11 protein-coding genes and 1 tRNA gene are annotated in these 11,977 nt (G+C 65.6%); 9 read left to right on the top strand and 3 right to left on the bottom strand.

All coding sequences use genetic code 11. The features are described 5' to 3' along the window. The first annotated feature begins 25 nt into the window (after positions 1 to 25). The 5 genes from RIE32_02330 (at position 26) to RIE32_02310 (ending at position 4,411) form a co-directional block, all read left to right on the top strand. A complete protein-coding gene (locus RIE32_02330) occupies positions 26 to 625 on the top strand; it encodes a GNAT family N-acetyltransferase (protein MEQ9095081.1) in 600 nt (199 codons plus the stop codon). Then, positions 625 to 1,359 carry a hypothetical protein gene (locus tag RIE32_02325; protein ID MEQ9095080.1) on the top strand — a complete coding sequence of 245 codons (735 nt, stop codon included), beginning with the start codon at positions 625 to 627 and terminating at the stop codon, positions 1,357 to 1,359. The genes RIE32_02330 and RIE32_02325 overlap by 1 nt, the downstream gene beginning before the upstream one ends. Then, entirely contained in the window at positions 1,356 to 2,045 is a 690-nt protein-coding gene (gene queC, locus RIE32_02320) for a 7-cyano-7-deazaguanine synthase QueC (GenBank protein MEQ9095079.1), read from the top strand. The genes RIE32_02325 and queC overlap by 4 nt, the downstream gene beginning before the upstream one ends. Next, positions 2,042 to 2,752 carry a radical SAM protein gene (locus RIE32_02315; GenBank protein MEQ9095078.1) on the top strand — a complete coding sequence of 237 codons (711 nt, stop codon included), beginning with the start codon at positions 2,042 to 2,044 and terminating at the stop codon, positions 2,750 to 2,752. Before queC ends, RIE32_02315 begins: the two co-directional genes overlap by 4 nt. A 123-nt stretch (positions 2,753 to 2,875) precedes the next feature. After that, a complete protein-coding gene (locus tag RIE32_02310; protein ID MEQ9095077.1) occupies positions 2,876 to 4,411 on the top strand; it encodes a trypsin-like peptidase domain-containing protein in 1,536 nt (511 codons plus the stop codon). A 1-nt stretch (position 4,412) separates the two neighbouring features. Here the strand turns inward: RIE32_02310 and RIE32_02305 are convergent, their stop codons facing one another. From RIE32_02305 to RIE32_02295, 3 genes are read right to left on the bottom strand one after another with little or no spacing between them, the layout of a single operon-like run. After that, a complete protein-coding gene (locus RIE32_02305; protein MEQ9095076.1) occupies positions 4,413 to 5,153 on the bottom strand; it encodes an alpha/beta hydrolase in 741 nt (246 codons plus the stop codon). Positions 5,154 to 5,211: 58 nt separating this feature from the next. Continuing rightward, on the bottom strand, positions 5,212 to 8,529 hold the full coding sequence (locus RIE32_02300; protein ID MEQ9095075.1) for an efflux RND transporter permease subunit: 3,318 nt from the start codon (positions 8,527 to 8,529) through the stop codon (positions 5,212 to 5,214). Further along, positions 8,526 to 9,875 carry an HlyD family efflux transporter periplasmic adaptor subunit gene (locus RIE32_02295; GenBank protein ID MEQ9095074.1) on the bottom strand — a complete coding sequence of 450 codons (1,350 nt, stop codon included), beginning with the start codon at positions 9,873 to 9,875 and terminating at the stop codon, positions 8,526 to 8,528. Before RIE32_02295 ends, RIE32_02300 begins: the two co-directional genes overlap by 4 nt. A 113-nt stretch (positions 9,876 to 9,988) precedes the next feature. On the opposite strand from RIE32_02295, the gene RIE32_02290 reads away from it, so the two are divergent. The 4 genes from RIE32_02290 (at position 9,989) to RIE32_02275 (ending at position 11,958) form a co-directional block, all read left to right on the top strand. Beyond that, positions 9,989 to 10,062, top strand: a tRNA-Ile gene (locus tag RIE32_02290). A gap of 153 nt (positions 10,063 to 10,215) precedes the next feature. Then, positions 10,216 to 11,115: a DUF502 domain-containing protein gene (locus tag RIE32_02285; protein MEQ9095073.1), complete on the top strand. Its 900-nt coding sequence runs from the start codon at positions 10,216 to 10,218 to the stop codon at positions 11,113 to 11,115. 40 nt (positions 11,116 to 11,155) lie between these two features. Further along, positions 11,156 to 11,473 carry a ribosome-associated translation inhibitor RaiA gene (gene raiA / locus RIE32_02280; protein MEQ9095072.1) on the top strand — a complete coding sequence of 106 codons (318 nt, stop codon included), beginning with the start codon at positions 11,156 to 11,158 and terminating at the stop codon, positions 11,471 to 11,473. Positions 11,474 to 11,475: 2 nt separating this feature from the next. Continuing rightward, entirely contained in the window at positions 11,476 to 11,958 is a 483-nt protein-coding gene (locus tag RIE32_02275; protein ID MEQ9095071.1) for a PTS sugar transporter subunit IIA, read from the top strand. Positions 11,959 to 11,977 lie beyond the last annotated feature (19 nt).

Genomic DNA, 11,977 nt, shown 5'->3' with positions numbered 1-11,977 from the left:
AGCCACGGAAGCGACCCCCTGCCGGATGTCCCAGCCTGACACAAGCCAACCGAAGCCCGATTCTGGTCCCTCCAGCGCACCCGCCGTGTCGGTGCGGCCGTTGCTGGCAACCGACCCGATTGCACCGATCACGGCGCTGTTGCACCGTGCCTACCAGAGCCAGCGGGACCGCGGCATGGATCCGCTGGCGGGCCGCCAGTCCGTCGAGATCACCCGCCAGCGCTGTTATCGAGGGCAGACGTTCCTCGCGCTCACGCCCGCAGGCGGGGCCCCGTCGTCTCGGCTGGCCGAGCGGCTGCTTGGCGCCATCCTGTTTCAGGAACGCGAAGACGCGGCCTTCCCCCCATGGTTCTTGCGCAAGGACGTGACCCACTTCTCGCAGTTTGCCGTCGAGCCGACTCTTCAGCGCGGTGGCGTGGGTTCGGCGCTGCTGAATCGCGTGGAACAGGAGACCCTGGCGCTCGGCGCCACGGAACTCGCCCTGAGCATGGCCGAGCCCGATGCCCCGCTGCGCGAGTACTACGAGCGTCGCGGCTATCGCGTCGTGCAGACGTGGCAGTGGCCCTACACGAACTACCTCAGCCTGATCATGAGCAAGACGCTGCAACCCAGGGAGCCGGTCTGATGCCCAGCGATCTTGGGAGAGGAAGAACGCTCGACGACGCCCCGGGTGCCGTGGGCGTTACCAGGGATGAACTGGGCCCGCTGCCCGACGACTTGCTGCAACGGCCCGATGCGGCCAAGGCCGACCCCTCCCGCTGGTTCGAGCACCCTGATCGCCCGCTGGAGGTCGAGGTCGGACCGGGCAAGGGTGGCTACCTCGTCGAGGCTGCCCGTGCTCGCCCGAACAGCAATTTCCTTGCCATCGAGCAAGATCCGGACGTCTACTTTTACACCGCCGATCGCGTTCGGCGTCATCGCGAGTCCGGCGTGCTGTCCAACGTCCGGGTGCTGCGAGGCGATGCGGTCGCGTTCCTGAAATGGCGCGTCTCTGACGCGTGCGTGCACACGCTCCACCTGTACTACTCCGATCCGTGGCCGAAGCGCAAGCACCACAAGAATCGCGTGTTGCGGGACGGATTCCTGGCTGATGCCTGGCGCGTGCTTCGACCGGGTGGCGAACTTCGCCTGGCCACCGATCACGACGAGCTCTGGGCGTTCTACGAGCGACAGTTTGCGGCATGGTGCGAGGCCGTGCCGTCGGGGTTTCACCACGTCCCGTTCGAGCGGAATGCACTGCCCAAGCTTCCGTCGGCCCCGGAGGGCGGGCTGATCGGAAGCAACTTCGAGCGCAAGTTCAAGGAACTCGGCGCGACGCCCCGCGGTGCGATCCTCGTCAAGCAGGACGGTGCCAGATGAGCCGGGCGGTCGTCCTGCTCAGTGGCGGGCTCGATAGCGCCACCTGCCTCGCGCTGGCCCGCCAGGAGGGATACGAGTGCCACGCGCTCTCCTTCGACTACGGTCAACGTCATCGAGGTGAATTGCGGTGTGCGGCCGCCGTTGCCAGCAGCCTCGGCGCCGCCTCGCACACCGTGTACACCCTCGACGTGGGGCCCTTTGCAGGGTCCTCGCTGACCACCGGCGGAGATGTTCCCAAAGACCAGGCCGAACCTGGCAGCGAAGGAATCCCATCGACGTACGTGCCCGCGCGCAACCTCGTGTTCCTGTCCATTGCCACCGCATACGCCGAGACGAACGAGGCGCAGAACGTCTTCATCGGAGTGAATGCCGTGGACTACTCTGGGTATCCCGATTGTCGCCCAGACTTCATCGATGCGTTCGCCCGCGCCGCGACGCTTGCAACCCGCCGGGGCACGCAGGGAGCCAGCCCGCTCCGGGTGCGAACGCCACTTCTTGAGTTGAGCAAGGCCGACATCGTGCGCGCGGGCGCGACTGCGGGCGTTGACTTTTCGCTCACGACTTCGTGCTATGACCCTGCGGACGATGGTGCAGGTCCGATCGCCTGCGGCCGTTGCGAAGCCTGCATCCTTCGTCGGCGAGGCTTCGAGGCCGCGGGCGTGCATGACCCCACGAGGTACGCATGACGTCCGCTGCGTTGCCCATTGCCGAGACCTTTGTCTCAATCCAGGGCGAGGGAAAGCTCACGGGCATGCCCTCGTGGTTCGTGCGCGTGGCCGGATGCAACCTCCGCTGCGGCTGGTGCGATACTCCCTATGCAAGCTGGGAGCCCAAGGGCGACCGGCGCACGATCGACGAGCTCCTTCGAGAAGCGCGGGACAGCCGCATCGGGCATGCGGTGCTGACCGGCGGCGAGCCAATGATCTTCGAACCCATTGCCGATCTCGCGCGCGGCCTGGCGGACCTGGGCGTGCACGTCACCATCGAAACCGCCGGGACCGTCCATCGCTCGGTTCATTGCGATCTGCTGAGCCTGAGTCCCAAACTGGCCAACAGCACGCCGCACGATGACCCGCGAGACCCCTCCGGAGCCATTGCCGTGCGACACGAGCGGCAGCGCCTCAATCTTCAGGCCCTACACGCGTTGCTTGCCGACCATCCCCAGCGCCAGCTGAAGTTCGTGGTGGCGTCTGAGACCGACCTGCCAGAGATCGAGCAACTGCTCAGCCAGCTTCGCGAAGTCGAGTCGGGCGATGTGCTGCTCATGCCCGAAGGGGTCGCCAGCCCTGATCCGGCATCATTGGGATGGCTTGTGGACGCCTGCGTGGCGCGAGGCTGGCGCTATTGCCACCGGCTGCAAATCGAGCTCTTCGGCAATACACGCGGTACCTAGATCTGGATCGCATGCCTTGCAAAAACCAAACGCAGGCAATGTTCGGGGTGCGCGTCCCAAGATACAGTGAACACGGGCCGGGCGCGGTCAATAGTGTTGGTCATGACCTACAAGGAGGTGCGCATGTCGATCAGGATGACCGTGTTGTGCGCCGCCACACTGGCGGCTGTCACCGGGATCGCCGCTTCGATGCTTCCCACGGATGCGGGCGCTCAGCAGGAACCCAGCGGCACGCAGTCCGGGCTGGTGTTTGCCCATTCCCAGGACCGCGTGCAGGATGAGGATCTCCCTGATGAGGTGCGCGCCGATGTGGCTTTCGCCGGAAGCCTCAGTCGCGTATTCCGCCACGCGTCCCAGACCATCGAGCCTTCGGTCATCCACATTCAGACTGCTCGCAAGGTCTCCCGTCGCGTCCGCGATCGATTTGGTCGCATCGTGCGCCAGGAAGAGACGCTGCCCTCGGGCGTGGGCTCGGGCGTCATCGTGACGTCAGACGGTTTCGCCCTGACCAACCATCACGTGATCCAGGGCGCCGATGAAGTCGTCGTCACCCTCGCCGATGGACGGGAAGTGGCCGCTCAGATCGTGGGGTCGGACCCCGGTACCGACCTGGCCGTGCTCCGTCTGGACGCCAGCGACCTGACGCCCGCGCGCATCGCCGACAGCGACGAGCTGCAGGTGGGCGATTGGGTCGTGGCGGTCGGGAGTCCGTTTGGCCTTGACCACACCGTCACCGCCGGCATCGTGAGCGCGAAGGGGCGGAGCGGTCTCACGCCTCGCACCGCCAGCCGGCAACGCGTCGACCGATTCGAAGAGTTCATTCAGACCGACGCGGCGATCAATCCGGGCAACAGCGGGGGGCCACTGGTCAACCTGCACGGCGAACTGGTCGGGATCAACTCGATGATCGCCTCGTCGGGCGGCGGCTCGGTGGGCATCGGCTTTGCCATCCCGAGCGCCATCGCGACCAGCGTTTTCGAGAACGTGCGTGAAACCGGCCGGCTCGAACAAGGCTTCCTGGGCGTCAGCGATCTCGTGAACACCACCGACCTCGCTGCCGACACAGGGCGGGAACTGCCCGTGGGTGTCTACGTGCAGACCGTGATCGAAGATGGGCCGGCCGACTTGGCGGGTGTGCTGCCCGGCGACGTCATCATCGCGATCAATGGGCGACAGACCGAGAACTTTAACCGGCTTCGGAATCTCGTCGGGCTCACGCGGCCGGGCACGCCGATTACGCTCGACATCATCCGCGATGGCCAGACCCTGCGGCTCGAAGCCGAAGTGACCGGCGGCGACGAACTCATTCGGTTGGCCCAGGAGGCGCAGAAGGCCGAGTTGGAGCGAGCCCTCGACGAGCGTGCGAAGGCCGTCGAGACGCTTGGCGTGCAGGGGCTCACCATCGATGAGTCCATGCCCTTGAATCTCCCGGGCATGCCCGGCCAGGGCGTGTACGTGATCGCCGTTGATCCGCAGACGCCCGCGAGTGCCCTGGGACTCAAGCCGGGCGACGTTATCCTTTCGATCAACGACCGCGAAGTCCGCACGGTCGAGCAGCTCATCTCCGTGATGGAGCGCGCCGATCTCGATACCGGAGTGCGGGTCGAGTTCGCCAACGGCGGGCGACGCAAGAGCGCCGTCGTGCGTCTGCGGAGCTGACCTACCGATCGAGAGCGCGGCCGACGAAGGCGTCAATGGCGCGCCAGTACGCGGCGGGATCCGACGGGCCGTCGTTGTGGCCTCCGTCCATCTCGTGGAGCGTGGCGTCGGGCGAGATGGCAAGCAATTCGGCGCTGTGCGACGGCGGCACGATGGTGTCGTTTCGCCCATGCAGCAGGAGCACCGGGCGATCGAACCCTGCGAGTACTCGATCGGTGCGGAAAGGGTCTCGGCACAGGAATCCGGGGATGCGCATGGAGCGGTACATGGCGGGCATGCTCGTGAACGTTGACTCGAGGATGAGCCCCGAAATCGAGCGTTGTTCCGCCAGTTGTGCTGCAACCGCCCCTCCGAGCGAGAAACCATGGGCCAGAATCCGCCCGCCATCGATGTCTTTCCGTGCCACGAGTTCGTCGTAGCCGGCAATCGCGGCCCTCGTCACAGAGGCCTGCGTGGGGCGACCAGCCGTCCCGCCATAACCGGGATACTCGACCATCGCGACCGCCAACCCCCGGGCCTGGTAGGCCTTGGCCGTCGGCAGCAGGTTGGCGATGTTCTCGCCGTTGCCGTGGAACAGCAGCATGAGTGGCGCGGGTTCGTCGGCCGATGCCGGGAGCAGCCAGACCTGGCCCGCGTCGGTTTGCAACGCCTCGACGCCCTTTGGCGGGGGTGGCAACGGACCGGCGATGGCCGCGGGAAAGATCATTGCCCGATCGGGCGAAAAGATCAGGCCAACGGCCATGAGCACCGCTCCCATGGTAGTGACGATGATGCCCAGGCGGATCGCGCCACGGGCGATCCTACGAAGCCGTGGAGGTCGGCTCATCGAGCGCGTCATTGCCGTTGCTCACCTTCGATCTGGAACCGGTCCACGCCATTCGCGCCGCTACCTTAACGTCGTTGAGGATGGCCAGCATCGACGGCAGAACGAGCAGGATGATGGCCGTGGCCGACATGAGTCCGCACGCAATCGTAATGGCCATGGGGATCAGGAATCGGGCTTGGAACGACTGCTCGAGCATCAGCGGCGTCAAGCCCAGGACGGTCGTGATGGTCGTGAGCAGGATGGGCCGCAGACGCGCCCGTCCCGCGCGGATCAGTGCAAGGGGCAGGCTCGCGGATCGCCTCTTGCGCTCATTGAAGAACTCCATGAAAATCAGCGAGTCATTGACAACGATGCCCGAGAGCGCCACGAAGCCGATGAGCGAGAGGAAGGTCATGGCGAATCCGAGCGCGAGATGGCCCCAGATCATGCCCACCGTCGCGAACGGAATGGCCGCCATGACGATGAGCGGCTGCAGGTAGCTGGAGAACAGCCAGGCAAGCGTCACGAAGATCAAGCCTGCGGCCACGGCCATGCCCAGCGGGAGCGTGGCAAAGCTCTCGGCCACGTCCTTCTGCCGGCCACGCTCGACGATGCGAATTCCGGGAAACTCGCGCTCGAGCGCAACGAGCTTTGGCCGCAGCGACGCCACGATCTCTTCGGGGTTGCCAAGCTGTCGGTTGACGTCGGCGCTCACCGTTATGATGCGTTCACGGTCGAGCCGGCGAACGGTGGCATAGCCGCGGCCCTCCTCGATGCTCGCCACCTCGATGAGCGGCACGGCCTGGCCGGCGGGCGAGAACACGTAGGTATCTTCCAGCGCGACCGGGCTCGAGCGTGTCTCCTTTGGCAGCGTCACGCGAACCTTGACGTCCTCGCGGTTGCCGGCAAACGTGTGCGGCTCGAGCCCGAATACTGCGCCGCGGATCTGTTCGCCCAGCGATGCCCGGGTGAAGCCCAGTTCCGTTGCTCCGTCCTTCAGTTCGAATCGCAGCTCCCGCTGGCCGGAATCGGCGTCGTCTTCGATATCAAAGACGGCCTCGATCTCGTCGAGCATGTCTTTGAGCCGTTCCACCACGACGGTGGCCCGCTCGGTGTTGTCGCCGACCACGCCCAGGCTGATTGCGACGCCGCCCGGCCCGCCGCCGATTGGCTCGAATCGCAGGCTCTTGACGCCCGGCAGTTCACCGAGTTGTTCGCGGATGGCCAGGATGACGTCGTTGCTGGTGCGGTCGCGTTGTTCGACCGGGTTCAATTCCAGGAAGATCTGGCCCAGGTGTGGCTGGCTGAGGTCCCCGCCCTCGCCGTTGACGTCGCCGATGGAGCCCACCGACGAATAGGCGCTGGCCACTTCGGGCTGGTCGAACGCTGCCTGCTCGATGCGGCGTACGATGGCATCGGTTTCTCCCACGGGCGTGCCGATGGGCATGCGCAGCGTGACGTTCACCGATTCGGCGTCTTCGGTTTCGAAGAAGATGAACTCAAGGCGGCCGCCGGCGACCATCGCAGCCGAGGCGATCACGATCGCAATGGCGGCCGAGAGAGTCAGGTATCGGTACCGGATGCATCGTACGAGCATGCGGGTGTAGTGTGGGATGAGCAGCCGCGAGAAGAGCCTGTCTCGCCAGTGGTCGTAGCGCGCCTCGAATCGTTCCAGCCTGGAGACCTTGCCCGAGCGTTCGGCTCGATCGGTGGCGCGCAACGTGTGCGCCATGTGGCTGGGAAGGATGAACAGGCACTCAACCAGCGACACGAGCAACGCGACGGCCACGACCACGGGTAGGGCCGCCAGGAAGTCGCCGATCTGGCCCTCGATCAGTGCGAGCGGCAGGAAGGCGAACACCGTCGTGAGCACGGTCGTCACCACGGGCCAGCTGACCTGCCCGGCGCCCTCGATGGCGGCTTGCATCGGTGGCATGCCCTCTTCGTGCCGCGCCACGATGTTCTCGGCGACCACGATGGCGTCGTCGACCAGGATGCCGATGACCACGATCAGCCCGAACATCGTGAGCAGGTTCAGCGTGATGCCGGTCATGCGCATCATGGCGATCGTCCCGGCCAATGAAATAATCAGCCCGATGGCAACCCAGAATGACACGCGCCAGTTCAGAAGCAGCACGAGCACCAGGAACACCAACGCACCGCCCTGCAGCGCATTTCGCGTGAGCAATTCGAGCCGACCCGTGACGAATCGCGCGAGATCGGTGGTGATACGAGCCTCACCCGGGAGGCGACCCATCCACTTCTGCCCTGCTTCGTAGGCAAGCAATCGATCCGAGACAGGGCTGAGATCCAGTGGCTTGCCCTGCGCCTCCAGCCGCTGGTTTTGCAGGTCTCGCATCACCCTTGCAATGCGCTCGCCGATCGTGAGTTCCAGCGATTCACCACGCATGCCGGCCGTGTAGGCCTTCGTGAGCTCGGCAATCTTGACCACGTCCGTATCGCCCACCTGAAAGCACGTCAGTGAAACGGCGGGCTTGCCCTCAAGCCGGGTGATCAGGTCCGTATCGCGGAAGCCGTAGACAACGTCGGCAATGTCGCCCAGCCGCAGCACGCGACCGCCCTCGCTCTTGACCACGATGTCGGCGACCAGTTGAGCGTCTTCTTCGACACGAACGGTGCGAACCGAAAGCGTCTGCGTGCCGGTGCGAACCGTACCGCCGGGCAACTCGCGCATAGCAGCGCGCACGCGGTCGGCAATCATCGGCAGGCTGAGGCCATGCTCGACCATGGCTTGCGGCCTGACCGAGACGCGGATCTCATCGGTCCGAATACCGTCGATCGTGACGTCGGCCATGCCCGGCAGCGCACGCAAGTCTTCGCGAATCGCCAGCGCGGCTTCCTTGAGGGCCCGCTCGCTCGTGTCGCCATAAATCGATAGGATGACGGCGGGTAGATTGGGCTCGAGCTTGTCGACGATGATTCGTTCGGACTGCTCGGGCAGGTCTTGGAGCGCGTCGACCTCGCGCTTGACGTCGCTGACCGCTTCGTCAATATCGATCGAGTCTTCGAACTCGATGATGAGCTGCGCGCTGCCCTCGGTGACCGTGGTATTGATCTCGACCACGTCACGCAGGTCAGCGACTCGATCCTCGATCTTGATCGCCAGTGAACGCTCGATTTCATCGGGAGATGCACCCGGATATGGCGCAGACACGACGACGCGGTTGGGCCTGACTTCGGGGAAGAATTCCCGACGCAGACCAAGGCCCAGCAACACGCCGGCGCCGATGATCGCGAACATCACCAGGTTGGCCACCACGGGCTTGCGGACACCGAAGGCAGGCAGGCTCATGGCGATTCCTTGGGCTCGCCGACGCGGATCGGAGAGCCATCCCGAAGGTCGTCGAGGTTCGAGACCAGCACGGATTCGCCCTCACGCAGGTCGGCCTGCACGGCCAGCCACTGCTGCTCGTCGGTCGGGCCACCTTCGATCTGCCCTTCGAGCGCAAAGAGCGTCTGCACGTCGACCCGGCGGGCACGGGCGGGCGAGTTGAGCTCCGCGACGAGCACACCCGATTGCACGACCGCGCGTCGCGGCACGAACAGGTGTGCCGTGGGCCGACTCGGCAGCACCCGGCCCACGACGAACATGCCCGGTCGCAGGATGACGCCGTTGGTGGGCGACAGCATCCCGCGGTCGTCGCGCTCCAATTCCTGAACGATCTCGACGAATACCCGGATCGATCGCGTCTGCGCATCCGCCTCTGGCGCCAGTCGGGTTATGCGCCCGTTCCAACGGGCATCCGAACCCGATTCGAGGCTGATCTCGACCTCGTCGCCGATCGAAATATCGCCGGCGGCCGATGCCGGCAGCAGCAGCGGCAGTTCAAGGCGACGCAGATCGACGATGCGGACCGCCGGGTCACCCACGCGTGCGAAGTCGCCTTCATCCAGGGAGACATCCTGGAGCATCCCCGAAATAGGAGCATTGACGGTCGCCCGTTCCAGGTCCTGGCGTGCGAGGCCCAACTCGGCCCGCTGCGACGAAAGATTGGCCTCAAGGGCGGCGCGACGGGCGGGGATCGACTTGGACTGCTGCTCCAGGGCCGCAGCTTCGCGGGCGGCCCGCCGGTAGGCAGCGAGCTTCTGGTCGACCTCGGTGGGCGTGCCGGCGCCGCGGGTCTCGTAGATGTCGCGGGCACGCTCGTACTCCCGCTGGGCGATCTCAGCTTCCTCGAGGACCAGGGTGAGTTGCTCGTCAAGCGAGGCGGCCTCGACGTCCAACTGATCGAGCTGGGCGTCGAGCGCCGCCACCGCGCCCTCAAGAGCCGTCACCCTCCGCTCAAAGTCGCTGGCATCGATCCGGACGATCAGGTCTCCCCGCTCGACGGACAGTCCCGCCTCGATCGAATCGGGCCGATGGACGACCCGGCCGGCCACCTGGACGGCCACACGGGCGGAGGTCATGACTCGAACCGTGCCGTAGCCGGTCCAGGGACGGGCCGTCTCGACCCGCTGGACCTCGACGGTTCGAACCAACGGCGGCAGCCCCGCCTCTTCGCTGAGGGCGGGATCGGCCTTGGTGGCCTTGAGAATCTGGAACAGGCCGATCGCCCCGCCAAGCAGCAGGATCCCGGCCAGGACGCGGGTGGCGAGGGGGAGGGCCCTCCGCAATCGACTGAGCATGGTGTTCGGCATGTACTCGGACGCTGGTGCGTCCCTCCTTGGGCCCAAGGCTACGCGGTGGGTCGGCCTGAAGGGGCGTTGCGTATCGTTGACTCACGCCGAAGAGCCGATACACTCGGCGGTCCGGGCTTGTAGCTCAGTTGGTCAGAGCGCACCGCTGATAACGGTGAGGTCACAGGTTCGAATCCTGTCAGGCCCATTCCTCCGGACCCGATCCGCCTGGACCAGGAGCCGGCACGGAGCGTCGGCGTTCCCGCCCGCGCGGCCCCGCCGTCAGTGGGGCTCGAAGCCCAGCACTCCCTAGCCGAATCCTGCGTCGCCGAACGGTCCAACGCTGAAGGGGATCTGTCGCGTGGCACGCCAGGAAAGCTTCATGGAGGACTTCAAGCGGTTCTTCGGGCGCGGTCTGGCAGTGCTCCTTCCCTCCATCCTGACGCTGTGGTTGCTCTGGCAGGCGTTTGTCTTCCTCTTCAACAACGTCGCCGAGCCCATCAATCGCGGCATCCGCGTTGTCGTGGTGGAGATTGCCCCAAGGGTGACGCCCGAAGACCAGCGGCCCGAGTTCATGCTGGTCGAGCCGGGCGAGATCGACGAATTCCTCGCGTCGCCCGAGGGCAGGCCCTTCCGCGGCCGATCGACCACCGCGGTGCGCGAGCACCTGGTCCGAAAGCAGTTGGGCGAGTTCTGGAACCAGCACTGGTACCTCCAGGCGGCCGGCCTGCTGGTGGCCATCATGTTGATCTACCTGGCCGGCCTGTTGCTGGGAAACTACCTCGGCCGCCGGGTCTACGCGCGCGTCGAGCGTCTGATCGCCCAGATTCCCGGATTCAAGCAGGTCTATCCCCACGTCAAGCAGGTGGTCGAACTGATCATGGGCGAACGCAAGGTCGCCTTTCGCCGCGTCGTGATGGTCCAGTACCCCCGTCGCGGCATCTGGACCATGGGGCTGGTCACCAGCGACTCGATTTCGACCATCCACGAGGCGACCGGCGTCCCGTGCATTGCGGTCTTCATTCCCTCCACGCCCACGCCCTTTACCGGCTTTGCGATTACCGTGCCCCGCGACGAGGCCATCGACGTGCCGATGTCCATCGACGAGGCCATCCGTTTCTTCATCACCGGCGGGACGCTGGTTCCCGACCGGTTTACCCCCCCGACGACCGTCGAGCCGCAGGTGGCCCAGTCCCGGACGCCGCAGACGGCGTCCCAGGCTCCCGCCACGCGTCCCGATCGCCCGGGTGGGTATGCTTGAGCACACCGGCACGAACAGCCGGATAGAAGGGATAGACACCATGCGCATCGAAGTCGTCGGCCGTCACATCACGATCACCGACGCGATCCGCCAGCACGCCGAGGAGAAGTCCGAGAAGCTCACTCGCTTCTACGACCGCATCCAGTCGGTGACCTGGACGATCGAGCACCACACGACCTCGACCGGAGACTCGTTCGACGTCGAACTGATCGTCGACGTCGAGCACCACGGCGACCTGGTCAGCAAGGACAAGGGTGGGGATCTCTACGGCGTGATCGATTCCGTGCAGCACAAGGGCATCCGCCAGCTGAGCGATCTGCACGACAAGGTCAAGGTGCAGAAGAGGCAGGCGCACTAGTTATGGCCATGAAGCTTACCGAGATCGTGAATCCCGAAGCGGTGTTGCCCGAGTTGGAGGCAACCGAGCGAGATGACGCCATCGTCGAGATCATCGACGCCCTGGTGGCCGCGGGGGCCGCCAAGGCCGAACATCGCGACGAGCTCGTGGCGGCGGTGCTCGAGCGTGAGCGCAAGGGCTCGACCGGCTTCGGGCGTGGCGTAGCCGTCCCACACGTCAAGCACCCGGGCGTTTCGAAGATGGCCGCGGGCGTGGCGCGGAGCAGCAAGGGCATCGACTTCAGCGCCCTCGACCGGCAGCCGGTCTATTCGGTCGTGCTCCTGCTCAGCCCGGAGAACAGCCCCGAAGACCACCTCAAGGCCATGGAGGTCATCTTCAAGAGCCTGGGCAATGAGACCTTCCGGCGATTCCTGAGGCAGGCATCCACGCGCGAGGAGATCATCGAGTTGCTCCACGAGGCCGACCACCAGAAGCTGCCCGGCTGAGCACCGCTTCGCCACGGAG

It is taken from the genome of Phycisphaerales bacterium, assembly GCA_040221175.1.
Lineage (GTDB): Bacteria > Planctomycetota > Phycisphaerae > Phycisphaerales > UBA1924 > JAHCJI01.
Note: the sequence above shows the minus strand (reverse complement) of the source record. Positions and strands in the feature narration are given on the sequence as shown.

What these genes read in the sequence shown, in the direction of transcription:
- RIE32_02330 (MEQ9095081.1), top strand. Translation starts at nt 26, where the DNA reads ATGTCCCAGCCTGACACAAGCCAACCGAAGCCCGATTCTGGTCCCTCC.
- RIE32_02325 (MEQ9095080.1), top strand. Translation starts at nt 625, where the DNA reads ATGCCCAGCGATCTTGGGAGAGGAAGAACGCTCGACGACGCCCCGGGT.
- queC (MEQ9095079.1), top strand. Translation starts at nt 1,356, where the DNA reads ATGAGCCGGGCGGTCGTCCTGCTCAGTGGCGGGCTCGATAGCGCCACC.
- RIE32_02315 (MEQ9095078.1), top strand. Translation starts at nt 2,042, where the DNA reads ATGACGTCCGCTGCGTTGCCCATTGCCGAGACCTTTGTCTCAATCCAG.
- RIE32_02310 (MEQ9095077.1), top strand. Translation starts at nt 2,876, where the DNA reads ATGTCGATCAGGATGACCGTGTTGTGCGCCGCCACACTGGCGGCTGTC.
- RIE32_02305 (MEQ9095076.1), bottom strand. Translation starts at nt 5,153, where the DNA reads ATGGCCGTTGGCCTGATCTTTTCGCCCGATCGGGCAATGATCTTTCCC.
- RIE32_02300 (MEQ9095075.1), bottom strand. Translation starts at nt 8,529, where the DNA reads ATGAGCCTGCCTGCCTTCGGTGTCCGCAAGCCCGTGGTGGCCAACCTG.
- RIE32_02295 (MEQ9095074.1), bottom strand. Translation starts at nt 9,875, where the DNA reads ATGCCGAACACCATGCTCAGTCGATTGCGGAGGGCCCTCCCCCTCGCC.
- raiA (MEQ9095072.1), top strand. Translation starts at nt 11,156, where the DNA reads ATGCGCATCGAAGTCGTCGGCCGTCACATCACGATCACCGACGCGATC.
- RIE32_02275 (MEQ9095071.1), top strand. Translation starts at nt 11,476, where the DNA reads ATGGCCATGAAGCTTACCGAGATCGTGAATCCCGAAGCGGTGTTGCCC.